Origin of the sequence: Nocardioides endophyticus, from assembly GCF_039543845.1 — a bacterium.
In the GTDB taxonomy this organism is placed as follows: domain Bacteria; phylum Actinomycetota; class Actinomycetes; order Propionibacteriales; family Nocardioidaceae; genus Nocardioides; species Nocardioides endophyticus.
The window spans coordinates 1-22,640 of the sequence record NZ_BAABKN010000043.1; the positions used below are offsets into that span (position 1 = coordinate 1).

General features: G+C 70.8%; 21 protein-coding genes. 10 read left to right on the forward strand and 11 right to left on the reverse strand.

Translation table 11 applies throughout. The annotated features are described in order from the left end of the window. The 9 genes from ABEA33_RS26970 to ABEA33_RS27010 all read left to right on the forward strand — a co-directional run. Positions 1-781 (forward strand): right-handed parallel beta-helix repeat-containing protein (locus ABEA33_RS26970; RefSeq protein ID WP_345530249.1); only part of this gene is annotated, 781 nt, incomplete at its 5' end. A gap of 411 nt (positions 782-1,192) precedes the next feature. Continuing rightward, positions 1,193-1,912 (forward strand): SDR family NAD(P)-dependent oxidoreductase, encoded by a 720-nt coding sequence (locus ABEA33_RS26975; protein ID WP_345530250.1) that lies wholly within the window; start codon positions 1,193-1,195, stop codon positions 1,910-1,912. Between the two features lie 43 nt (positions 1,913-1,955). After that, positions 1,956-2,681, forward strand: a complete 726-nt coding sequence (locus ABEA33_RS26980; protein WP_345530251.1) for an SDR family NAD(P)-dependent oxidoreductase — start codon at positions 1,956-1,958, stop codon at positions 2,679-2,681. Positions 2,682-2,743: 62 nt separating this feature from the next. Continuing rightward, positions 2,744-3,616 carry a carbon-nitrogen hydrolase family protein gene (locus ABEA33_RS26985; RefSeq protein ID WP_345530252.1) on the forward strand — a complete coding sequence of 291 codons (873 nt, stop codon included), beginning with the start codon at positions 2,744-2,746 and terminating at the stop codon, positions 3,614-3,616. Positions 3,617-3,643: 27 nt separating this feature from the next. Next, entirely contained in the window at positions 3,644-4,486 is an 843-nt protein-coding gene (locus ABEA33_RS26990; protein ID WP_345530253.1) for a polysaccharide deacetylase family protein, read from the forward strand. A gap of 76 nt (positions 4,487-4,562) precedes the next feature. After that, the gene (locus ABEA33_RS26995; protein ID WP_345530254.1) at positions 4,563-5,594 is read left to right on the forward strand and encodes a sugar ABC transporter substrate-binding protein; all 1,032 of its coding nucleotides are present in this window, start codon (positions 4,563-4,565) and stop codon (positions 5,592-5,594) included. Between the two features lie 26 nt (positions 5,595-5,620). Next, the gene (locus tag ABEA33_RS27000; RefSeq protein ID WP_345530255.1) at positions 5,621-7,138 is read left to right on the forward strand and encodes a sugar ABC transporter ATP-binding protein; all 1,518 of its coding nucleotides are present in this window, start codon (positions 5,621-5,623) and stop codon (positions 7,136-7,138) included. Then, complete coding sequence (locus ABEA33_RS27005; RefSeq protein ID WP_345530257.1) at positions 7,122-8,123, forward strand: ABC transporter permease; 1,002 nt, start codon at positions 7,122-7,124, stop codon at positions 8,121-8,123. Before ABEA33_RS27000 ends, ABEA33_RS27005 begins: the two co-directional genes overlap by 17 nt. A gap of 112 nt (positions 8,124-8,235) precedes the next feature. Continuing rightward, a complete protein-coding gene (locus tag ABEA33_RS27010; RefSeq protein ID WP_345530259.1) occupies positions 8,236-10,038 on the forward strand; it encodes an ABC transporter substrate-binding protein in 1,803 nt (600 codons plus the stop codon). A gap of 7 nt (positions 10,039-10,045) precedes the next feature. Here ABEA33_RS27010 and eutC read toward each other — a convergent pair whose 3' ends face one another. From eutC to ABEA33_RS27040, 6 genes are all read right to left on the reverse strand, one after another. Then, a complete protein-coding gene (gene eutC / locus ABEA33_RS27015) occupies positions 10,046-10,771 on the reverse strand; it encodes an ethanolamine ammonia-lyase subunit EutC (protein WP_345530261.1) in 726 nt (241 codons plus the stop codon). Next, positions 10,768-12,219, reverse strand: a complete 1,452-nt coding sequence (locus ABEA33_RS27020; protein ID WP_345530264.1) for an ethanolamine ammonia-lyase subunit EutB — start codon at positions 12,217-12,219, stop codon at positions 10,768-10,770. Before ABEA33_RS27020 ends, eutC begins: the two co-directional genes overlap by 4 nt. Before the next feature lie 344 nt (positions 12,220-12,563). Further along, entirely contained in the window at positions 12,564-12,833 is a 270-nt protein-coding gene (locus ABEA33_RS27025) for an acyl carrier protein (RefSeq protein ID WP_345530267.1), read from the reverse strand. Positions 12,834-12,853: 20 nt separating this feature from the next. Further along, a complete protein-coding gene (locus ABEA33_RS27030; protein ID WP_345530269.1) occupies positions 12,854-14,095 on the reverse strand; it encodes a pyridoxal-dependent decarboxylase, exosortase A system-associated in 1,242 nt (413 codons plus the stop codon). Beyond that, positions 14,092-15,657: an acyl-CoA ligase (AMP-forming), exosortase A system-associated gene (locus ABEA33_RS27035; protein ID WP_345530271.1), complete on the reverse strand. Its 1,566-nt coding sequence runs from the start codon at positions 15,655-15,657 to the stop codon at positions 14,092-14,094. Before ABEA33_RS27035 ends, ABEA33_RS27030 begins: the two co-directional genes overlap by 4 nt. 25 nt (positions 15,658-15,682) lie before the next feature. Next, positions 15,683-16,558 (reverse strand): GNAT family N-acetyltransferase, encoded by an 876-nt coding sequence (locus ABEA33_RS27040; protein ID WP_345530273.1) that lies wholly within the window; start codon positions 16,556-16,558, stop codon positions 15,683-15,685. Positions 16,559-16,582: 24 nt separating this feature from the next. Here ABEA33_RS27040 and ABEA33_RS27045 point away from each other — a divergent pair, with 24 nt between their 5' ends. Continuing rightward, the gene (locus ABEA33_RS27045) at positions 16,583-17,248 is read left to right on the forward strand and encodes a polysaccharide deacetylase family protein (RefSeq protein ID WP_345530275.1); all 666 of its coding nucleotides are present in this window, start codon (positions 16,583-16,585) and stop codon (positions 17,246-17,248) included. Positions 17,249-17,253: 5 nt separating this feature from the next. Here the strand turns inward: ABEA33_RS27045 and ABEA33_RS27050 are convergent, their stop codons facing one another. Genes ABEA33_RS27050 through ABEA33_RS27070 form a run of 5 tightly spaced genes read right to left on the reverse strand, consistent with a single transcriptional unit; the run spans position 17,254 to position 22,637 of the window. After that, positions 17,254-18,174 carry a glycosyltransferase family 2 protein gene (locus ABEA33_RS27050; RefSeq protein WP_345530277.1) on the reverse strand — a complete coding sequence of 307 codons (921 nt, stop codon included), beginning with the start codon at positions 18,172-18,174 and terminating at the stop codon, positions 17,254-17,256. Beyond that, positions 18,167-19,570, reverse strand: a complete 1,404-nt coding sequence (locus ABEA33_RS27055) for an O-antigen ligase family protein (protein ID WP_345530279.1) — start codon at positions 19,568-19,570, stop codon at positions 18,167-18,169. The genes ABEA33_RS27050 and ABEA33_RS27055 overlap by 8 nt, the downstream gene beginning before the upstream one ends. Then, positions 19,557-20,306: a YveK family protein gene (locus tag ABEA33_RS27060; protein ID WP_345530281.1), complete on the reverse strand. Its 750-nt coding sequence runs from the start codon at positions 20,304-20,306 to the stop codon at positions 19,557-19,559. Before ABEA33_RS27060 ends, ABEA33_RS27055 begins: the two co-directional genes overlap by 14 nt. After that, the gene (locus ABEA33_RS27065) at positions 20,293-21,555 is read right to left on the reverse strand and encodes a hypothetical protein (RefSeq protein WP_345530283.1); all 1,263 of its coding nucleotides are present in this window, start codon (positions 21,553-21,555) and stop codon (positions 20,293-20,295) included. Before ABEA33_RS27065 ends, ABEA33_RS27060 begins: the two co-directional genes overlap by 14 nt. Then, positions 21,552-22,637, reverse strand: a complete 1,086-nt coding sequence (locus tag ABEA33_RS27070; protein ID WP_345530285.1) for a glycosyltransferase family 4 protein — start codon at positions 22,635-22,637, stop codon at positions 21,552-21,554. Before ABEA33_RS27070 ends, ABEA33_RS27065 begins: the two co-directional genes overlap by 4 nt. Positions 22,638-22,640: the final 3 nt, after the last annotated feature.

Sequence of the window (22,640 nt, forward strand, 5' to 3'; positions counted from 1 at the left end):
GAGCTGGCCGGGCGCAGGCAACACCGGCGTACCCGCAGGCACGAGCCTGACCCGCTACACCGGTCCGTGCACGATCACCCGGCCGACCACGATCACCGCCGTGGATGCCACCTCCTGCGGCGCGATCCTGGTGCGCTCGCCGGGCGTCGTGATCTCGAAGTCCCTGCTCCCCCGGGTCGACGCCACCGACGGCGGTGACGACGCCGTGACGCTGACCGACTCCACGGTGCGCGGTGGCTCCTGGGTCGACGGCGCGATCTGGGGCTACAACATCACCGCGACCCGGGTCGACGTGACGGGCGGGCAGCACAGCTTCCACTGCGCTGACCACTGCACCGTCACGGACTCGTGGCTGCACGACCAGTACAACCCGGCCGGGCAGAGCTACCACAACAACGCGTTCATCTCGAACGGTGGCAACGCCATGCTGGTCCGCCACAACACGCTCGCGTGCACCCCACAGGTCAACAGCAACAACGGAGGCTGCACCGCAGACCTGTCGTTGTTCGGTGACTTCGAGCCCATCCGCGACGTCCGGATCGAGGGCAACCTGTTCGTGGCCAACTCCACCGGCATCAGCTACTGCCTGCACGCGGGCTACAACCCGGGCAAGCCCTACGGCAGCAACCCCACCGGTGTCCAGGTCGTCGACAACGTGTTCCAGCGCGGCAGCAACGGCAAGTGCGGGGTCTGGGGAGCCGTCACGTCGTTCCTCACCTCGGGCGCCGGCAACGTGTGGTCCGGCAACACCTGGGAGGACGGGACGGCGCTGCGACCCTAGGGCAGGTCCAGCACTTCTGGCACGCGCGGCGGCCAAGCAGACATCGTCGACCAGCTGACGCGAGCGCGGCGCCCCTCCTCCTCAACGTCGTTGAAGGAACCCGCTACGTGATCCGCGTGCGCAGCCTCGGCGCGTCAACCCCAGGCGCGTCTTTCCGCTGCTCCAGGAGCGTCTCGTGGAGTGGTGGACATCCGAGGTCCAGCGCGGCGACGTGAAGGAGGGGGCCATCGGCGGGACCCTTCAGCCCGAACGACCAGTCACCTGGTGGCCAGCCGGATGACATTCATGTTTCGGCGAGCGGGGCCGCCGCGCGGATACGTATTTGTGCCGACGCAACCTGCTGACGCTCGCTTCTAGGTTCCTGGGCAACCGGGCGCTGACCCGGCCTAGAACCGAAGGAGCGCACAGCCGATGGACAACCTGACCGGGCGGGTGGCACTCGTCACTGGCGCCGCGCAAGGGATCGGGCACGCGGTCGCCACCGCGCTGGCCGCTGCTGGGGCCGAGGTCACGGCGACCGATATCCGGGACCAGTCCGACCTGGGCGACCACATCCGGACCCGCTCGCACGACGTTACCGACGATCGACGGTGGCGAGAGATCGTGGCCGAGATCGAGGCCGACCACGGCCGCCTGGACATCTTGGTCAACAACGCCGGGGTGTCCGGGTATGACGACCTCCACGACTTGTCCCTCACGGAGTGGAACCGGATCGTCGGCATCAACCAGACCGGCGTGCTGCTCGGCATGCAGCACGCTCTGCGACTGATGCGGGCCCAGCAATCCGGCTCCATAGTGAACATCTCGTCGATCTGCGGCGCGGTGTCGGTGCCTGGGGTCGCGGCGTACCACGCGTCGAAGCACGCCGTGCTCACGATGACCAAGAACGCCGCGGTCTCCTACGCACGTGAGGGCATCCGTGCGAACGCTGTCCTGCCCGGCTGGATCCGGACGCCGCTCACCCTCGGCCAGACCGGCGAGCTCAACGGCGTGTTCCTCGACGCAACCCCGATGGGTGTGGGCGGCGAGCCGTCCGATGTCGCGGACGCGGTCTGCTTCCTCGTCTCCGACCGGGCCCGCTTCGTCACCGGCGTCGACCTGCCGGTCGACGGCGGCTATCTGGCCCGCTGACCGCCGAGACCACGCACGAACACCCGAGACAGGGAGATCCGAGATGAACCGTCTGACCGACAAGGTGGCCGTCGTCACCGGCGGCGCCATGGGCATCGGCCTGGCGACCGCCCAGCTCTTCGCCGACGAGGGCGCTACCGTCGTCGTCGCCGACCTGACCAAGCCCGACCTCGACGCGCTGGGCCCTACGGTGGAGTACGCCGAGCTCGACGTCACCGACGAGGCGGCGTGGGCCGGTCTGGTAGCCGACGTCACCAGCGAGTACGGCCGCCTCGACGTGCTGGTGAACAACGCCGGCGTCATCGACTACGCCGGGATCGCCGAAGTGACCCCGGAGGACTGGGCCCGGGTGATCGGCGTCGACCAGACCGGGGTGTTCCTCGGGATCCGCGCGGCACTCGGGCCGATGCGGGCGCAGCGCGCCGGGTCGATCATCAACCTGTCCTCGGCCTGGGGGGTCGTCGGCTCGGAGGGCGTCGCCGCCTACCAGGCCGCCAAGGGTGCGGTGCGCGGGCTGACCCGCAACGCCGCGATCACCTACGCCACTGACGGGGTCAGGGTCAACACGGTCATCCCAGGCTGGGTCACCACCCCGCTCACCGACCGCCAGCCGCCGGAGAAGAACGCCGAGGTCATCGCCCTGACCCCGCTGGGCTACGGCGCAGCCCCACGCGACATCGCCTGGGGCTGCGTCTACCTCGCCAGCGACGAGTCCCGCTACGTCACCGGGAGCGAGCTGGTCATCGACGGCGGGCTCCTCGCCCGCTGACCGCGTCCTCGACCACCGCTCGCACCATCCCCGATCCACCCGATTCGAAGGAAATGATCCTCATGTCCCGCACCCTGACCGTCGCCGCCGCGCAGTTCGAGGTGCGCGCGGTCGACTCGTTCGACGCGTTCGCCGACCAGGCCCGTCTCCTGCTCGATGACGCCTCCGGTGCCCGCCTGGTCGTACTTCCGGAGCTCTTCACCGAGGCACTCTTCACCGTCGACCCGCAGTGGCGGTCCCACGAGATCGCCCAGCTGACCCGGATCAGCGACTACACCGGTGACTACGTCGCGCTCTTTTCCGCCGAGGCCGCGCGCCGCGACCAGTGGATCCTCGCCGGCAGTCACCTGGTGGCCACCGAGCGCGGCCACGAGAACGTCGCCCACCTCTTCGGCCCAGCCGGTGAGATCCACTCCCACTCCAAGACCCACATCTTCCCGGCCGAGGCGGACTGGGGCACCGCCGAGGGCGACGAGCTCGCCGTGCACGAGATCGACGGCGTCAAGGTCGGCATCGCCATCTGCTACGAGGCCGAGATCCCCGAGGTCTGCACCGCCCTGACCGCGCTCGGAGCCGAGGTGCTGCTCACCCCGTCGTACACGTTCACGGAGGCCGGCTTCTGGCGGGTGCGGCACTGCGCGGCCGCCCGTGCCATCGAGAACCAGGTGTACGTCGTGCACTGCCCGACGGTCTCCCACCTCGAGGCACCGCTCTCTCCGGGCTGGGCCCGCGCCTCGGTCCTCTCGCCCTGCGATCTGGCCTTCCCCGCGAACGGCGTACTGGTCGAGTCCGCCACCAACACCCAGGACGTCGTCTCCTACGAGCTCGACCTGGACCTGCTGCACGAGAACCGCCGCACTGGCGCCGCAACCACCTTCCGCGACCGCGGTCGACGCAAGGACCTCTACACCAAGTACGACCACGCCTCCCTCTGACCGCCGCATCCGCGAAAGGACCGTGCCATGCCACTCAACCTCCCTGCCGGCAAGAACATCGCCGTCAACATCGGCGCCGACTTCGACGCCCACTCCGTCTGGATGGGCACCTTCGGCAAGACCTCCCCGAGCTACCTCTCCCGGGGCGAGTTCGGAGCAGAGGTCGGTGTGCCCCGCCTGCTCGCGCTCTTCGAGAGGTACGGAGTGCAGGGGACATGGTGCACCCCTGTGCACTCGATGGAGACCTTCCCAGAGGCCTTCCGCACGATCGTCGACGCCGGGCAGGAGATCGCCGCGCACGGCTGCTTCCACGAGTCGGTGCCGAGCCTCGACCAAGAGACCGAAATCCGGCTGATGGAGAAGACCATCGAGGGCCACCTCAAAAACGTCGGCGTGCGCCCCCGCGGTTACCGCTCACCGGCGTGGGACTTCACTGAGCACACGCTCGATCTGCTCGAGAAGGTCGGCTTCGAGTGGGACTCCTCGCTGATGGGCCGCGACTTCCAGCCCTACCACCCGCGACCGGTGGAGGTCCGGTGGGAGGAGGGGTCGGTCTTCGGCCCGCCCAGCCCGCTCCTGGAGTTCCCGGTGTCGTGGTACCTCGACGACTTCCCGGTCGGGGAGTACATCCCCGGCGTCAACCAGGGCCTGGGTTCCAGCGAGGTCATGTTCCAGCGCTTCCAGGACCACTTCGACTACGCCTACGCCCACGAGACCAACCCGGTGCTGGCGATCACGGTTCACCCGCAGACCATCGGCCGCGCCCACCACATCCTCGGGATGGAGCGGTTGCTCGACCACATGGCGGGCCACGAGGGCGTGTGGTTCGCCTCGTTGAGCGACATCTATGACACCTGGACCGACGACTGAACCAGCACCGATCCGCCTCGCTCATCCGCCCAGCCCATCCGCCTCATCATCCGCCTCATCATCCGAAGGAACAGCCATGAAGACACGACACACCCTCGGTGTCGCGGCCCTCGCCGTCACCGCGTGCCTGACCGCCACTGCCTGCTCCACTGGCGTCAGCGACTCAGCCACGGCCTCGGACAAGATCATCGACGCCCCCGTCTCGGACCCGGCGGACCTGAAGATCGCCTACTTCTCGGCCGGCACCAGCAACTCCTACCTCCAGGCATCCATCGACGAGGCCAAGAAGGTGGCCGACGAGATCGGCGCCGACCTCGATGTCTTCGACGGCGAGTTCAACGCCCAGACCCAGTTCGACCAGATGCAGCAGGCCCTGACCAGCGGCAAGTACAACGCCTTCGTCGTCGAGCCGAACGACGGCAACCTCGTCTGCGACATCCTGACCCACGACGCCCCCGACGAGGACGTCCTGGTCTCCGTCTTCAACCTGCCGATCTGCGGGCGAGCCACCAAGCTGGGCGAGGACACCTACCAGCCGGGCACCGTGACGTACGTCGGCGGGCAGACCCTCGACGTCTACCAGGCCTGGGTCCAGGACGTCATCGACGCGCACCCCGACGGCGCCAAGATCGGGCTGATCTCGGGGCCGGACCTGAACGCGAACACGATCTGCTTCCTCGAGGCCGCGAAGGCCTTCGACGACGCCGACGGCTTCGAGGTGGTCGCCCAGCAGGCGACCGACTACACCACGCCCAAGGCGTTCGACGCCGCCCAGACGATGGTGCAGGCCAACCCCGACATGGACATCATCATGTCCAACTTCTCGGGCATGACTCGGGGCGTGGTGGAGGCCGTCGAATCCAAGGACATCGAGATCTACGACTTCGGCGGCGACGAGTGGGCCCTGGGCCAGGTCGAGAGCGGCGGACTCGCTAGCTCGGTGATGATGCTGCCGCGCCAGGAGACTCGCGAGGCCATCGAGGCGGTCGCCGACTACGTCGACGGCAAGGACGTCGCCGCCTTCATCAACCTCACCAAGTCCGACGAGCTGCCGGGGACACCGTTCGCCACCGCTGACAACGTCGGCGACTTCACCGCCGAGTACTGAGTCCGATCCCCGGCCTGGAGGCTGACATGAGCAAGACCCCCGCACACGCGATCGTCTGCCGAGGAGCCCGCAAGGTGTTCAGCGGGGCCGTCGCTGTCCACGGCGCCGACTTGGAGGTGCGCACCGGTGAGGTGCACGCCCTCGTCGGAGAGAACGGCGCCGGCAAGTCCACCCTGCTCGGTCTGGTCAGCGGCCGGCTCGCGGCCGACGGGGGCACCGTCGAAGTGTTCGGGCACCGGACGCACGGGGGCAACCCGCGCGAAAGCCGCGAACGCGGGCTGGTCGCGGTCTACCAGGAGCTCACGATGGTCCCCGGCCTGTCCGCGGAGGCCAATGTGTTCCTCGGGCAGGTCCAGACACGGCGCGGGCTACTGGACCGGCGGCGCATGCGCCGACGGTATCTCGAGCTCTGCGACGAGCTCGACATCCAGATCCCGCCGACCACCCTCGCCCGGGACCTCTCGGTCTCCCAGCAGCAGATGCTCGAGATCATGCGCGGCGTCGAGAGCGACGGCCGGATCCTGGTGCTCGACGAGCCGACCGCGGCCTTGGCCGAGCACGAGCGGGAGACGCTGTACCGGGTGCTGCGCACGCTCACCGCCCGCGGCACCACGATCGTCTTCGTCAGCCACAACCTCGACGAGGTGCTCGCGCTCAGCGACACGATCACGGTCCTGCGAGACGGGCAGGTCGTCCGGAGTGCCGCGCGTGTGGAGTGGACGCGGCCCACCCTCATCGAGCACATGGTCGGCCGCACGGTCGACCAGCTCGCCGAGCGCGGGACCCACGATGCAGGCGAGGAGGTGCTGCACGCCGAGGGGGTGAGCCTGCACGGCGTGCTGCACGACATCGCGGTCACGGTTCGGGCGGGAGAGATCGTCGGGCTCTGGGGCCTCGTCGGCTCCGGTCGGACGACCTTCCTGCGCTCCCTGGCCGGGGCCGAGCCATCCTCAACAGGTCGTCTCCGCCTGCACGGCAAGCAGCTGCCCTGGCCCCGCGCCGTACGCCGGGCCATCGCCGACGGCATCGTGATGGTCCCCGAGTCGCGCAAGCAGGCGCTGGTGATGGGGATGGACGCGACCAGCAACTACTGGCTGGGGCGCACGACCGGGCGCGGTCCCTTCCTCGACCGGAGCCGGGAGCGCACCGAGGCGGGCGACACCGGCGCCTTCTTCGCGTTCCGGCGGGCCCGTCTCGGCGAGCCCGTACGCAACCTCTCGGGCGGCAACCAGCAGAAGGTGCTGCTCGCCAAGTGGGCGGGCCACCGGCCGGCGGTCTTCCTCGTCGACGAGCCAACCCGGGGGATCGATATCGGCGCCAAGGCCGAGGTCCTCTCCTCCCTGGTCGAGCTCGCCCGCGAGGGCGCCGCGGTGGTGGTGACCTCCTCGGAGCTCGAGGAGGTCCTGGCCGTCGCGAACCGCCTTCTCGTCTTCGCCCACGGCCGAGTCGTCCGCGAGATCGCGGCCGACGATCCCGAATTCGCCGTCGACGCCGTCGTGCGTCACGGCTTCAGCACAGGAGCGACCCATGAACCAGCCCACTGACCTCACCCCGGCGCTCGCAACCGGCACCGGAGCAGAGCCCGACAGGGCGGCGCCAGAACCGCAGGTGCTCTCGCGCTTCGCGATGATCGGCGTGCTCGTTGCGCTGGTGGCCCTGGCGACGATCCTCTACCCGGGGTTCCTGTCACCGGAGAACCTTCGCGACATCCTCCTGCAGAACACGGCCGTCGGCATCGTGGCGCTGGGGATGACCTTCGTGATCATCTCGGGCGGCTTCGACCTGTCGGTCGGGGCGACGTACGCCCTCGGCGCCACGGTCTCCGCCGGAGTGACGATCTCGACCGGCTCGCCCAATGTCGGCCTCCTGGCCGCGATCGGCGCCGGAGCGGTCTGCGGCGTCGTCAACGGCCTCCTGGTGGCCCGGCTGAATATCAACCCGTTCGTCGCGACCCTGGGCAGCGCGTCGGTGATCTCCGGTATCGCCTACCTCTATTCCAACTCCGCCCCGTTCATCGTGTCCGACCCGAACTTCAAGGTCCTCGCCCGCTCCAGCATGGCTGGGATCCCGACACCGATCCTGATCCTTGCCGTCACCTTCGTGGTCGGCGGCGTGCTGCTCGCGATGACCCGCTATGGCCGCAACATCTATGCCATCGGTGGCAACCACGAGGCCGCCTGGCTCTCGGGCCTACGGGTCACCGACCTCACCGCCAGTGTCTACGTCATGACCGGGCTGCTCGCCGCCTTCGCCGGCACGCTCGACGCCTCGCGGCTCGGTGTCGGCCAGGCGGACGTGGGGGCCAACATCGCCCTCGACGCGATCGCGATCGTGATCGTCGGAGGCACATCGCTGCGCGGTGGCGAGGGCGCGGTCTGGCGCTCGGCGGTAGGCCTCTTGATCTTCGCGACCCTGACCAACCTCTTCTACAGCCTCAACCTCTCCCAGAACTGGCAGCTGATCGCCAAGGGAACCATCGTGCTCCTCGCCGTCGCCCTGGACTCCTGGTCGCGCAACCGCCGCGCATGACGTTACGGATGCAGCACCCTTGCATCTCAACCTCCCGCGCCGCTCGGAAGCCTGGTTACGCTGGGAACCCGGGCCTAGGTTCTGTCCCACTTCCCTGAGAAGGGATGACCTCATGAGCGGCGCTGCTCCACGACCCACCGCAGTCCACGAGATCGTGCTCGACCACGAGGGCGTCCTCTCGAGCGTGCGCGGGATCGAGTCCGCGGATGTGTCGGGTCGGCTGGACGACCTGGTCGAGCTCGCCCGTCGAGCGGGCCGGCTGGCCGGGCAGCACGAACTCTCGTTCTACTGGCGAGACGAGCGGCGACACCTGGTCTTCGCGACGGTACGCACCCTCGGGCACCAGTCGCGGACCTCCCTGTCCTGGACCGAGGACACGGTCGTGCCCCACACGGTCACGCCGCGCGAGCTCGAGGTGCTCACCCTGCTCGCCGGAGGTCTGAGCAACGCCGACATCGCGAAACGGCTCTGGACGAGCCCGCGCACCGTCACCACGCACGTCGAGCGGATCCTCGCCAAGCTCGGAGTCCGGTCCCGCGCTGCAGCAGCCTCGGTGGCCATCGAGGAGAGCCTCCTGGTGCTGCCGGTGCCGGGCGGCCCCGAAGGCTTCGAGCGACTGCTGATCGGCATCCTCAGCACCTCGGAAACCGAGCACTCCGGACCGTCGACGCCACCGCGGTTGCCGGCCTTCGGAGCCGGGTCACGGGTTCCCGGGGTGCCCGGAACCGGCCGACGATCGGTCCGGCGCCCGATCCTTCTCGGCAGTGCCTTCCCAGTGACCGGGGAGATCGCGGAAGACGGCAAGGAGATGGTGCGGGCCAGCCAGCTGGCCATCGACGAGGTCAACGCCCGAGGCGGGGTCAACGGCCGCCCGGTCGAGCTGGTCAACGTCGACCTGAACATCAAGGACGGCACATCGATCTCGCGTGCCTTCGAGGACCTGGCCGGCCACGACGTGGACGCGATGGTCTCGGGCTACCTCGGCGACCAGGAGGTCGCACACGAGATCGCCGCCGAGCACCGGGCGCCGTACCTCCACGCGGCGACCCTGGACTCGATGGTGCGCCTCGTCCAGGACAACCCCGGGCGCTACGGCAACATCTTCCAGATCTGCCCGAGCGACACGAACTACGGGCCGGGATTCGTGCAGGCGATGACGTTCCTGCGAGACAGCAGACAGCTCCCCCGACGGTCTCGATCGCTGGCGATCGTGCGGGGACGCTGGAAGCTCGGCGACCTCGGGATCGAACGCTCGGTCGAGCTGGCCGAGCGCAGCGGCTGGCGCCTCGACTACGTGGCCGACGACGTGGCCGGGACGGAGGCCTGGCGCGAGCAGGGCAGTCGGGTCGCGGAGCTCGCTCCTGCTGCCGTGATGATCGGCAGCTACTTCGTCGATGAGACGGTTACTTTCATCCGCTCCTTCCGGACCAACCCGTCCCCCACGGTGCTCTACGCTCTCTACGCGCCATCGATTCCGCGCTTCCGGGTCGAGATGGGGCCCGAGGCCGAGGGCCTGCTGTGGGCTACCACGACCGGGACCTACTCGGACCAGGTCGCGAAGCGATTCACGGACCGCTACCGCGATGCCTGGGCGGTCAGCCCTGGACGATCGCACGCGGGGATCGCCTACGACCGGGTGCGGATCTTGGCCAATGCCTGGTCGGCGGCCGACTCCCCACGGGACTTCGCCTCGGTGGCCGACTCGCTGCGCCAGGGGGTGCATCGGGGGGTCAACGGCGCCTACAGCTTCGCCGGGGCGGGCCAGTCCGCGCTCGCCTATCCGCTGTCGACACCCGACCCGTCCATCTCGATGGCCCACCTGGTCTTCCAGATCCAGGACAACCGGCAACGGATCGTACATCCGGCGCCGTACACCGAGGCGACGTTCCGGCGACCGCCGTGGTGGCCCGCCTGACCGGTCCTCAGGAGGCGAGCTCGTCGTCGCTGTCCTTGAGCTGGACCCCGGTGGCTCTGAGCCGTCGGGCTCCGCCGATGAGCGCGGCGAGGGTCCGTGCCGCGGTGGCGTGATCCAGGCCGTGCGGCGGATGGATGTTGGAGACGCAGTTGCGGGCCGAGTCGGGCAGGCCGGGCCGCGGGGCCCAGGTCAGGTAGGCGCCCAGGCTGTCGTGGCTCGACAGGCCCGGCCGCTCGCCCACCAAGACGACCACCATCCGCGCAGCCAGCGCCTCACCCACGTGGTCGCCCAGCGCAACCCGCGCCTGGGTGGCGATCACCGGTGCCGCCAGCGTCGTGCCGGCGTCGAGCAGCGGGAGCAGCTTGCCCACCAGCGGTACGGCGTGCCGGTGCACCGCCTCGGCCGACAGCCCGTCGGCGAGCACAACCGCGAGATCCACCGGCCGGCCTACCCGCTGCAGCGGCTCCGCCGGCCGTCGGCCGAGGTCGGGGCGACTCAGGTAGGTTGCCCGGTCCGGCGCGGCCGAGGGCACCATGATGGGCTCGCCGAGACCGATTCCGTACAGCCCGGCGCGCAGTGCGGCGACGTCGAGCGGTAGGTGGACGGCGTCTCGGGCGATCGCATGGGCGGCGCCCAACCTCAGAACATCGCTGGTGGAGACCGCGTTCCCGCGCCGCGCCAGGCCGATCCGGGCCGGCGTCGTGGCCCGCAGCTGCTCCCAGAAATCACTCACGAGGCCAGCTCGCGCAGCAGCGTGGACGCCGGGTCGACGGAGCGGACCCCTCCTCCGGGCTCGAGCAGGCCGATCCGGTCGAGCCATGCCTCGAACTCGGGCGCGGTGCGGCGGCCGAGCACCTGACGGGCGTAGAGCGCGTCGTGGAAGGAGGTGCTCTGGTAGCCCAGCATCACGTCGTCCGCGCCCGGCACCGCGATCACGAACGTGCAGCCGGCCACTCCCAGCAAGGTCAGCAGCGAGTCCATGTCGTCCTGGTCGGCCTCGGCGTGGTTGGTGTAGCAGACGTCGACGCCCATGGGGACGCCAAGCAGCTTTGCGCAGAAGTGGTCCTCCAGACCGGCCCGGATGATCTGTTTGCCGTCGTAGAGGTACTCCGGGCCGATGAACCCGACCACGGTGTTGACGATGAACGGGTCGAACGCCCGCGCGACGCCGTACGCACGCGCCTCGAGGGTCTGCTGGTCGACCGGACGCCCGCCCGTACCGAGGTGGGCACCTGCGCTGAGGGCCGACCCTTGACCGGTCTCGAAGTACATCACCTGGTCGCCGACCGTCCCCCTGCCAAGGGAGACCGCCGCCTCCCGGGCATCGGCAAGCATCGACAGCTCCACCCCGAAACCAGCGTTGCCTCCCTGGGTCCCGGCGATCGACTGGAAGACGAGGTCGACGGGCGCACGGCGGGCGATCAGGTCCAGTGTGGTGGTGACGTGGGTGAGGACGCAGGACTGGGTAGGGATGTCGTAGCGCTGGCGCACCTCGTCGACCAGGTGCAGCAGGCGGCCGACCGTGCGCGGGTTGTCGGAGGCGGGGTTGATGCCGATGACGGCGTCGCCGCAGCCCAGCAGCAGCCCGTCGAGGATCGCCGAGGCCACGCCCGCGTGGTCATCGGTGGGGTGGTTGGGCTGGAGTCGGGTCGACAGCCGGCCGGGGAGGCCCAGGGTGGTCCGGAAGCCGGTCACCACCCGGGTCGCGGCCGCCACGGCGATCAGGTCCTGGTTGCGCATCAGCTTCGACACCGCCGCGACCATCTCAGGGGTCAGCCCGGGCGCCAGGGCCGTGAGCCGAGTCGGTGCCTCCGGCCCCGAGGCCACCTCGAGCAACCAGTCCCGGAAACCGCCGACGGTCAGATGCCGCACCGGGGCGAAGGCCGCGACGTCGTGCTGCTCAAGAATGAGCCGGGTGACGTCGTCAGTCTCCGCCGGCACGAGTTGCTCGTCGAGGAAGACCGCCAGGGGCACGTCTGCCAGCGCCCAGCGCGCCACCGCCCGCTCGGCGTCCGAGGCGGCCGCACACCCCGCCAGTAGGTCACCCGAGCGCAGTGGCGACGCCTTTGCCATGAGGTCAACCAGACCGCGGAACTCGTACGTGCTACCATGCAGCTGCTGGGTGTACCTCACAGTGCCTCCCGGCGACGTCGGAGGCACGACCGTATGTCGGCCCCTCATTCGGCCGCGTCCGTAGTACGACGTACGCCCGCAACTCCCAAGTCGCGCTCCGCGAATCGATCACTGGAGTCTGCACTGCGGCCTGATCGCGACACCATGTAGGCAGTTCGGTCGCCATAGAACGGCTGAGCACCTCTTCATCACGAGTCCGTCGGCGACTAGTGGACGCTGACCTCCGTGAGGATCGCGACCTGAACATCGTGACGGTCGCCGCGTGGGGCGCACTAGGTCGAGCGCCTCGCGCGCGTGGGAGTGGCTGAGCGCCCACGATGCGGCCCGGTGCTCTCTTGCAGAAGGTCGTGCTGCCTGACGAGCCGAAGCCGAGAGCAACCCTTGGTCCCAGTTCAGGCGGCGTTCTGCTGCTTGGCGGTCACGAAGGCGGCGAGGCTGCCGAGGGTCTCGAAGACCTCGCCGGTGAACTCGCTGTCGTCGATCGCGATCCCGAAGCGCTCCTCGATCACGACGACGAGCTCGACGAGCGCGAGGGAGTCGAGCTCGGGGATGCCACCCAGCAGCTCGGTGCCCGCGGAGAGGTCGGCGCGGCGCTCCTCGATGCCGAGCGTGGTCACGACGACGTCGATGAGGTCGGTCACGGTGGTGTCGATGGTCTCCATGGGTTCTCCTTCTGAGGTGGTCACACGAGGACCTCGGCCGGGTGGGGATGGCCGAGGAAGGCGGTCGGGCTGGCGGTGAGTCCGTAGGCGCCGGCCTGGAAGATCACGACGAGGTCGTCGACCTCGATCTCCGGCAGCGGCAGCTTCGACCCCATCAGGTCCAGCGGCGTGCACAGGGAGCCGACGACGGTCACCGGCTCGACGTCCTCCGTCGCGACGTCGAGCGCGCCGAGCCGGTTGCCGACGACGAGCGGGTAGTTGCGCCGGATCACCTGCCCGAGGTTCCCGGACGCGGCGAGCTGGTGATGCATGCCGCCGTCGACGACCGCGAACCGCTGCCCGCGCGAGACCTTGGTGTCGACGACGCGGGTGACGTAGACGCCGCACTCCCCCACGACGTACCTCCCGAGCTCCACGATCGTGCGGGCCTGGGGCAGCGCGGGACGCAGGCGCTCATCGAGCAGGCGGCCGAGGTTGTCCCCCAGCCGAGCGATGTCGAGCGGCTGGTCCTTCTCGAAGTAGGGGATGCCGAATCCGCCGCCCAGGTTGACGTAGCGGACCGGTGCCGGCGCGAGCTCGGCCAATCGCAGCACGAGGTCGACCGTGCGCTGCTGGGCCTCGGCGAGGATGTCGGCGTCCAGGTTCTGCGACCCGGCGAAGACGTGGAAGCCGGCCAGGTCGATGTCGCGTCCCGCGAGCGCCGCCATCAGGTCCGGCACCTGCTCGGCGTCCACGCCGAACTGCTGCGGGCCGCCGCCCATCCGCATGCCGGACCCCTGGACCGCGAAGTCCGGGTTGACCCGGATCGCCGCGACCGGCCGGACGCCGACCGTCTCTCCGGCCGCCAGCAGCCGCTCGGCCTCGCCCCGGGACTCGACCTCGACCACGACCCCGGCGGCCGCGGCCTGGCGCAGCTCGCCCTCCGTCTTGCCGGGCCCGGCGAAGCTGATCGAGGCCGGGTCGGTGCCGGTGTCGAGCGCCACGCGCATCTCGCCCGCGGAGGCGACGTCGAGGGAGTCGACCAGCCCGGCGAGGTGCTGGACCACCGCCGGCATCGGGTTGGCCTTCACGGCGTACCCGAGGTGGAGGCCCGTGGGCAGCGCGGCGCGCAGGGCCTCCACCCGGGCAGTCAGGAGGCGTCGGTCGTAGGCGAAGAACGGCGTGGACCCGACGCTCGCGGCCAGCCGCTCGAGCGGCATCCCGCCGACGACGAGCTGGCCGTCCTTGACCCCGAAGGCCTCGACGTGGCGCTCGGCCCTCATCGGTCCAGCTCCGATCGGATCAGGGCCCGGTCGAACTTGCCGTTCGGCGAGCGCGGCAGCTCGCGCCGCACGACGACCTCGGCCGGGACCATGAACGTCGGGACCGCCCGGCGGTACGCCGCCTGCAGCGCCATCGGCTCGAACATCTCGGGATCCGAGGGCGCGACCACCAGCACGATCCGCTGGCCGAGCCGGTCGTCGGCGACCCCGACGGCGACCGCGTCGCGGACCAGCCCGGACTCGTAGGCGACCTCCTCGATCTCGGTGGGGCTGACCCGGTATCCCGACGTCTTGAGCATGTCGTCGCGACGCCCGACGAAGTAGAGGAAGCCCTCCTCATCGGCCCGGACGGTGTCCCCGGACCACACGGCGAGCTCAGGCTGCCGCCACGCCGGTTGTGCGCCCGGCGCCGGGCGGAACCGGGCCGCTGTCTGCTCGGGGGCGTTCCAGTAGCCCATCGCGACGAGCGGCCCGCGGTGCACGAGCTCGCCCTCCTCGCCCGGGTCGCACGCCGAGCCGTCGGGTCGGACGACGAGCACCTCGGCGTCCGGGATCGCCTTGCCGATCGAGTCTGGTCGCCGGTCCACCTCGACGGGGTCCAGGTAGGTCGAGCGGAACGCCTCGGTGAGGCCGTACATCAAGTACGGCGCGGCCTGCGGGAAGATCTCCCGCAGTCGACTGAGAGTCGCCTGCGGCATCCGGCCACCGGTGTTGGCGAAGTAGCGCAGCGAGTGCCGCGCCTCGTCGGGCCAGTCGGCCTCGGTGAGCTGGATCCACAGCGGCGGCACACAGGTCAGCGCGGTGACGCCGTGGCGGGCGCACAGGCGCGGCACCTCCGCGGGGAACAGGTAGTTCATCAACACCACGTGGGCGCCCACGTGGAAGGAGGTCGTCAGCTGGCTCAGACCCGCGTCGAAGCTGATCGGGAGAGCCGCGAGGACCACGTCGTCCGGAGTGTTCTCGAGGTAGCTGCTGACGCTGTCGGCACCGACCAGCAGGTTGCGGTGGCTGAGCACCACGCCCTTCGGCCGTCCCGTGCTGCCGGACGTGTAGAGGATCGCTGCCGGGTCGAGGTCGACACCGGGAACCGGCACCGGAGGCCCGGCGGCCGCGAGCAGGTCGTCGTAGCGGCACAGCTCGACGCCCTCCACCTCGGGCCCCTCGCCGGCGCCGACGAGCACCACGGCGACCAGCTGCTTGGCGTCGCCGAGCAGGTCCGCGAGCAGCGCCCACCGCTGGGCAGTGGTCACCAGCACCCGCACCTCGCAGTCGAGCAGCACGTGGGACGCCTGCTCCGGCTTGAGCACGGGGTTGACCGGCACGAACAGCCCGCCGGCCGCCGACGAGCCGAAGATCACGGTGACCGCCTCGATCCGCTTCTCCAGGTAGATCGCCACCCGGTCGCCGCGGCGTACGCCGAGCTGCTGCAGGCCGCCGGCCACGGCGGCGGTCGCCGACCACAGCTGCCCGTAGTCGACGGTGGTGTCCTGGTAGCTCAGGGCGGGCGCGTCGCCGCGCTTTCGGGCCTGCTCGCTGAGCAGGTGGTGGAGATGGGTCCTCATCGGTCTGCCTTCCTCATGGGGCCGTTCACCAGGGCACATTCGTGAGCTCGCTGTACAGGTCGTCGATGTCCTCCGGCGCCGCCCCGGCGCCGCGGTACATCTTGGGTCGAGGAGCGGAGAGGCGGCGCGAGAGCCGCGGGGCGTGCTGGATCACGCGGAGCTCGGCGAGCAGCACGACCACCCCGTGGCGCAGCAGGTGCCGCGAGATCGCGCCCAGGTGGCCACGGAGCAGGTCCGGGTCGCTGACGTGGAGCAAGGTCGCGAAGCCGCGGTGTCCCTTGCGGCGCACCTTCCGGAACATGACGTAGCAGTGGGCGCCGCCGACCGCGAGCACCACGTGCTGGGCCGCCGCCGCTTCGCGGTGGTCGCGGTAGATCTCGCGGTCACGACCGTCGAGCATCGCGTCGATCTGGCTCGGCCTGGTCACGACCCGGACGCCAGGAGCCGGCAGCGGGACGCACGGCACCACGACCGTGGTGGTGTCGAGGTCGGTGAAGCCGAGGCGCCGGTTCAGCTCGGGCACGCTGCCGCTCGGGGAGAGGTCGGTGAAGACGACGTCCTTGCGGGCGAGCTGGGCGCGCAGCAGGCGCACACCGTGGGCACGGTGGCTCTCGAGGACGCACCACGCTGCCAGGTTGCAGACGTGGCGCCGCTCCCCACCGACCATCCGCTCGGAGTGGAGCGCCAGGTAGACCCCGACCACCCGATCGCCCTCCGCGAGCAGGAAGCCGTGGTCGTCGACCGGCGCCTGCCAGGACGGTACGGCGGCGCTCGCCCAGGTCTCGGCGGACACGCGCGGGTCCAGGTGCTCGTGCAGGAACCGGCCCACGCGGTCGAGGTCGCTGTCCGCGATCGGCGCGACGACGGTGCGAGGTGCCGGTGCTTCCTGCTTCACTGGCATCGCACAACCAGGATCGGAGCCCGCATGACGACTCGCACGGTCAACCTCTGCTTCCACGGGATCGGCGCGCCCGACCGGGACCTCGAGCCCGGGGAGGCGCCGTACTGGATCTCCGCCGACCTCTTCCACGCGGTGCTCGACACGGTCGTGGGCCGAGACGACGTCCGTCTCAGCTTCGACGACAGCAACAGCTCCGACCTCGAGATCGGCCTGCCCGCCCTGCTCGACCGCGGGCTGCGCGGGACCTTCTTCGTGCTCGCGGGGCGCTTCGACTCCCGTGGCAGCCTCGACGAGGACCAGGTCCGCCTGCTCGCGGAGAGCGGGATGGACATCGGGACGCACGGCATGGACCACCTGCCCTGGCGCGGCCTGGACGAGGCCGCCCGGCGCCGGGAGCTGGTCGAGGCCCGCGACGCGATCGCAGCCGTCGTCGGCCGGCCGGTCGACGAGGCCGCACTCCCGCTCGGCCGCTACGACCGCTCCCTCCTGCGCGAGCTCCGCGCGCTCGGCTACGCCAAGGTGCACACCAGCGACCGCGCGCACGCCAGGGCCAGTTCCTGGCTGCAGCCGAGGTTCAGCCTGGTCGGCACCGACACCGTGACGGGGGTGCAGGAGGAGGTACTCGGCCGGCAGCCGGTACGCCGGCGCGCCGAGCGTGCCGTCATCGGGTTGGCGAAGCGCCTGCGCTGACGGGGTCATACCCGCTCCAGCCACTCGGGGCCGCGTGGCGCGGCCAGCAGGGACGGTCGCACGAGGACGCTGACGGCGCTGCGTGCGATCGCGTGGCCCAGCACCGAGCGAGAACCCTCGCGGAGCACGGCGGCGAGCCAGAAGAGTGCCCCGCCCAGCGCCGAGTGACGGCGACGGAAGAGCCGCAGGCGGTTGGCGACGAGCAGCGACCACAGCCGGGGCGAGCTGGCCGAGGCGCCTTCGAGGTGCACCGCCCGGGCGGTGGGGACGTAGCGGATGTCGAAACCCAGGTCGCGCGCGCGCAGGTGGTAGTCGGTCTCCTCCGAGTAGAGGAAGAAGGACTCGTCCCAGCCTCCGCAGGCAGTCCAGCACGTGCCGTCGATGAGCTGGGTCGAGCCCTCGGCCCAGTCCGGGCTGCCGGCCACGTCGTACCTCTCCGGGTCGGAGACGACCTCGCCGAGTGCGGCGATCCGGCCGGCGCGGGTGGCGCCGAGCAGCGCGTCGGCGTATGCCCGGACCAGGGTCGGCTCCCGCCGCATCGAGAGGATCAGCTCACCGTGCGAGTCCTCGAGGCGGGGTACGCAGATCCCCGCGCGCGTCGTCCGCAGGACCCGCAGGAGCTCCGGCACACAGCCGGCGGTGAGCCGCACGTCCGGGTTCAGTACCAGGACGGCGCTGAACTCGCCCGCCGACCGAACGGCCGCGTTGATGCCGGCGGCGTAGCCGGCGTTGCGGCCCATCTCCAGCACGACGGCCTGGGGTGCGCGGCTGCGCAGGAGGGTCACGGTGTCGTCGGCGGAGTCGTTGTCGGCCACGACCAGGGTCCAGTCGAGGCCCTCGAGTCCGAGCGGCAACGACTCCAGGAGACCGGGTAGCACCGCGGCGCTGTTGAAGGTGACGACCACGACGGCCACGCGCTCACGCACCGCGCACCTCCTGGAGCTCGAGCCGGCGCGGGAGGGCGGGAGCCGTGACCGCCCGGTCCTCGTGGGAGAGCCGGGCCGCGGCACCGGCCATGCCGACGAGCAGGAACGTGAGGCCGGCGGCCTGTGCGAACCCCCAGGCGTCGAAGGTCACCGACGCCGCGAGCATGCCGGCGATCGCAGCCGCTATCGCGAGCGAGACGTGCGAGTCGCGGGGATCGAGCGCTCGGCGCCGGGCCCCGAGCGCGCTGCCGACCGAGCCGATGTAGAGCAGCAGCACGGCGACGAGGCCCACGGCGCCGAGCTCGACGAGCACCATCAGCATCTGGTTGTCGAGGATCCGGTAGTAGCCAGGCACGAAGGTGAACAGGCCCCGGCCGAACCACGGCTGGTCCTGGTAGAGCGACATCACGACCCCGTAGTCGTCCGTGCGGCCGGTGACGCTGGGGTCGGTGGCGATGCCGCGGAAGAGCGAGTAGATGGTGCCGACCAGGCCGGGCACGGCGACCCGCAACGCGACCACGGTGAGGGGTCCGACGACGAGCGCCTTGCGGCGTACGGCGGGAGGCCAGTAGCAGAACATGATGATCAGGGAGAGCCCGATGGCGAGGATGCCCGAGCGGGACACAGCGAGCGGCATCGCGAAACCCAGGATGAGCACGGGCAGCAGGTCGCGGCGGCGGCGCCGGTGGATCGCGAGGTGCAGCGCCAGCGGGAGCACGCACGCGACCACGACGGCGAACTCGATGGGGTGCGAGGCCGTGCTGGACACCCGCTCGAGGACCGATCGGGTCAGCGAGGCACCGACGACAGCGTTGGCGCTGAGACCCGGGACCTTGATGTAGGCGGCCAGGTTGGTGCCTGTGTAGAACTGGTAGATGCCCACGGCGGAGTAGACGGCGGTGGTCCAGCACAGCATCCGGACGAGCACGTCGAGGTCGCGCCAGCTGCGCAGACCGTCGATGGTCAGCAACGCGATCCCGAGCCAGGCACCGAAGCTGAGCAGTCCCCGGTCGGCGGCGGTGACCATGGCCACGTGGACCTGGCTGACGGTCGGGAACACCAGCGTCCAGACGTCGTCGGTGCCCTGGCGCATGTTGGACGGGGCGTACCACCCGCCGAGCATCCCCGAGACGTACGCCGCGAGCACCGCGACCGTGACCCCGCCCAGCAGCAGCCGCACCGGCGAGACGCGGCGCGGGGTGAAGCTGCCGAGCCGAGCCGCGCACCACCAGAGCAGCGCGCCCAGGCCCACCATGTTGGCGAGCGTCCCGGGTGCACCCAGCGGCCGGAAGATCAGCTGGGCGGGGACGACCAGGAGCAGCACCACGTAGGCGCTGACGAAGGTCAGCGCCGGAAGGTGCGGGAGGCCCGCGAACCAGTCCCTAGCGCGCCGCATCCCGGGCCTTCCCTGGTCGACGGTCGTCGTCGACGTCGACGTCGACGTCGCTCACCGAGCGGGCCAGCTTGAGCCGGTGGTGCTCCTCGGTCTCGGCGGGGTCCGGCTCGACCTGCTCCGCCGTACGCCGCCGACGGAAGCGGCGGGCGATGCGATCCACGAGGAAGACGATCAGGATCGTGGCGACGAGGCCGCCACCTCCGATCACCGCGCAGGCCCTGATCTTGGCGCCCGGGACCGCCTCGGCCGGGCGGCTCGAGTCGCTGCGGCGCGAGTAGACGCGCTGGGTCTCCGGCACCTCGAGGCCGCGCTGCAGGGTGTCGAGCTGCTGGGTGACCCGGCGGATCACCTCATCGCGGGTCGCCGCGGCCTCTTCGGGAGCGATGTCCTTGACGGTGACCAGCAGCAGCGGGCCGGTGTCCGGGCTGACGCCGATCGCGTAGTCCGACGTGAAGCCGGCCTTCTCGACCTCGCGGTGCACCGGCTTGGAGTTGAGCTCCGACGCGGTGATGGTGGCCATCGTCGTCAGGCCCGGTTGGAGGTTGAGGTACGGGTTGCTCGGCGTGCCCTTGCCGGTGGCCGTGGGCGGCAGGAGCAGCAGCACCTCGCCGCTCGCCTGGTACTGCGTCGGGACCTCCTTGACCGCGAGGAAGAGTCCCCCGGTCACGGCGATCCCGCAGATCAGCACCACGTACCAACGACGGACCAGGACAGCGAGTGCCTCAGTGAAGTACACCGTCCTCACCTCCTCTTCCGACCTGGATCGAGGCCGCGAGCGCGACCCTGTCTTCGCGGACGCCCGAGACTCGGGTCTCGGGAGGTAGCGGCCGCAGTGCGTTGAACGGGACAGCCCGACCACTCAGCCAGGCGGGTGGCAGCCGGTCGACGGCGACTCCGGTCAGCAACCAGACGTCGGACTCGTGGATCCCGACGACCGCGTCGTCGCCGACCACGCCGGCGGCGCCGAGCCCGGCGAGGTCGTCGATCGTCAGGTTCGTGCACAGCAAGGGCCCCGGAGTCTCGGACCTCAGGTGCGCGAGCAGCTCGGCGGGGTGGTGGACGGCGACGAGCTCGAACGGCGCTCCTCGTCGCGTCAGCTCGAGCGGGTCGCCGGCGACGGCGGAGAACGCGCCGGTGCGGTCGACGTTGACGACCCGGAAGCGCTCACCGGGCACGAGGACCACGTCGTCCACGTCGAGCCTCACGTCGGCGAGGACGGGTCGGCCGGCGCCGGCCCGGTGCCGGGCCCGGCGCGCGGTCAGGGACTCGGCCAGGCCGCGACGGCGCCACCCGTGCCGCCGTACGACCGTCGACGAGCGCAGCCAGCCCGACTCCGCACCGACGACACCGCAGGTAGTCCGCACGGGCACCGCTGCCGGGTGCAGCTCGGCGACCCGGTGGTGCGCCTCGGCGAGCCGGGCGAGGTTGACGGTCAGGCTGTTGTGGGTGATCGCCAGGTCCACGGCACCTACCCGCAGGCCGAGCTCGCGCAGGCGTACGCCGTACTCGACCGCATAGGCGTGCCAGGCCAGGTCGGCATCCTCGGCGAGCGACTCCCGGAGCACGAGCTCGCGCCGTGCCAGGAACAGCACCTCGTCCAAGCTGTCGACCTCCACGGGCTCGACCGCACTGGCCCCGATCAGCTGGACCCGGTCGCGGAGCAGTCCGACGACCGCACCGCCGGCGTCGATCCCGGCCGCACCCAACATGCCCCAGTCCCCGGGGCCCGACCCGAGCTCGTCGGCGACCTCCAGCAGGCGCGACATCGAGTGCAGGTAGACGTCCTGGTGGACGAAGCCGACGACGTCGTGCCGGGCGAGGCGGGCACCGTGGTTGAGGGCAGCGCCGGCCGTGGCGAACCGCTGGCCGGTGTTGTCGACCGCGATCAGCTCGATCCGCTCCGGGTCCGCCCGGGCGACCGAGCGGTCGAGGCACTCCTCACGCACGGCCTGGTTGTTGAAGACGCAGACGAGCGAGATGCTCATCGGGCCACCACCTTCTGGAGAGTTCGTTCGAAGTCGGCGCCCGAGAACTCCGACAGGACGCGGCGCCGGGCCAGGTCGCCCAGCTCCCGGCGGGCCACGGGGTCCAGCACGAGCCGACGGATCGCGTCCGCGAGACCGGCCACGTCGCCCGGCCGCACCACGACACCGGCGTCGCCGATCTGGTCGGGCACCCCACCGACGCCGAAGGCCACGACCGGGACGCCGAGGAGCATCGACTCGAGCACGACCAGCGGGAACGGGTCGTCACGCGAGGGCAGGGTGGCGATGTCGAAGGACGCCATCGCCGGGTAGGGGTTGTCGCTCGGACCGGCGAACCGGATGCGCGAGTCGAGCTGGGCGGTGGGCACCGGGCCGTCGCCCACCCAGACGAAGCGGACGGAGGCGTCCGGTAGCTCCGCGAGCACCTCACGAGCGGCGCGCAGCCAGAGGTCGACGCCCTTGCGGTGCTCCACGCTCCCGCAGCAGCCGACGACGACCTCGCCGATGGAGGGCGCGGCCCCGGCTCGTCCGGCCAAGCCGAACACCCGGTCCTCGTCCGGCACCGAGACCAGGAGCGCGACCTGCTCCTCGGGCCGGCCGGCCAGCCGCACCAGGTCGGCGTGCACGCTGGGCGAGCAGGCGACGAGCTCGACGTCGTCCGGGATCCGCCGCACCCCGGCGCCGGCCAGGAGGTCCGTCAGCACGGCGGCCGACTCGTGGACGTGCAGGATCGTCCGGCGCCGCGGCCACCACCGGGCGGCGCGCACGTACGCCCCGGCGGCACCGGAGTTGACGTAGACCAGGTCAGCTCGGTGCCGGAGCAGATCGACCCACGCACCCACGACGTCGAGCTCGCGTCCGACGTGGTGCAGCCATCGCGACCCGGTCAGGCGGCGGCGCACCCGCGGCAGCACCGCGACCGACGTCGGCGCGAGCGCGGCGAACTCCGGGAGGAGAGGGCCCGGTCGGCAGGACAGCACCGAGACGGCGTGCCCTTCGCGAGCCAGCGCCCGGACCACCATCTGCGCCACCCGGGGCGCACCGCTGCGCGACGCCTCGTGGGTCACGACGAGGACCCGCATGGG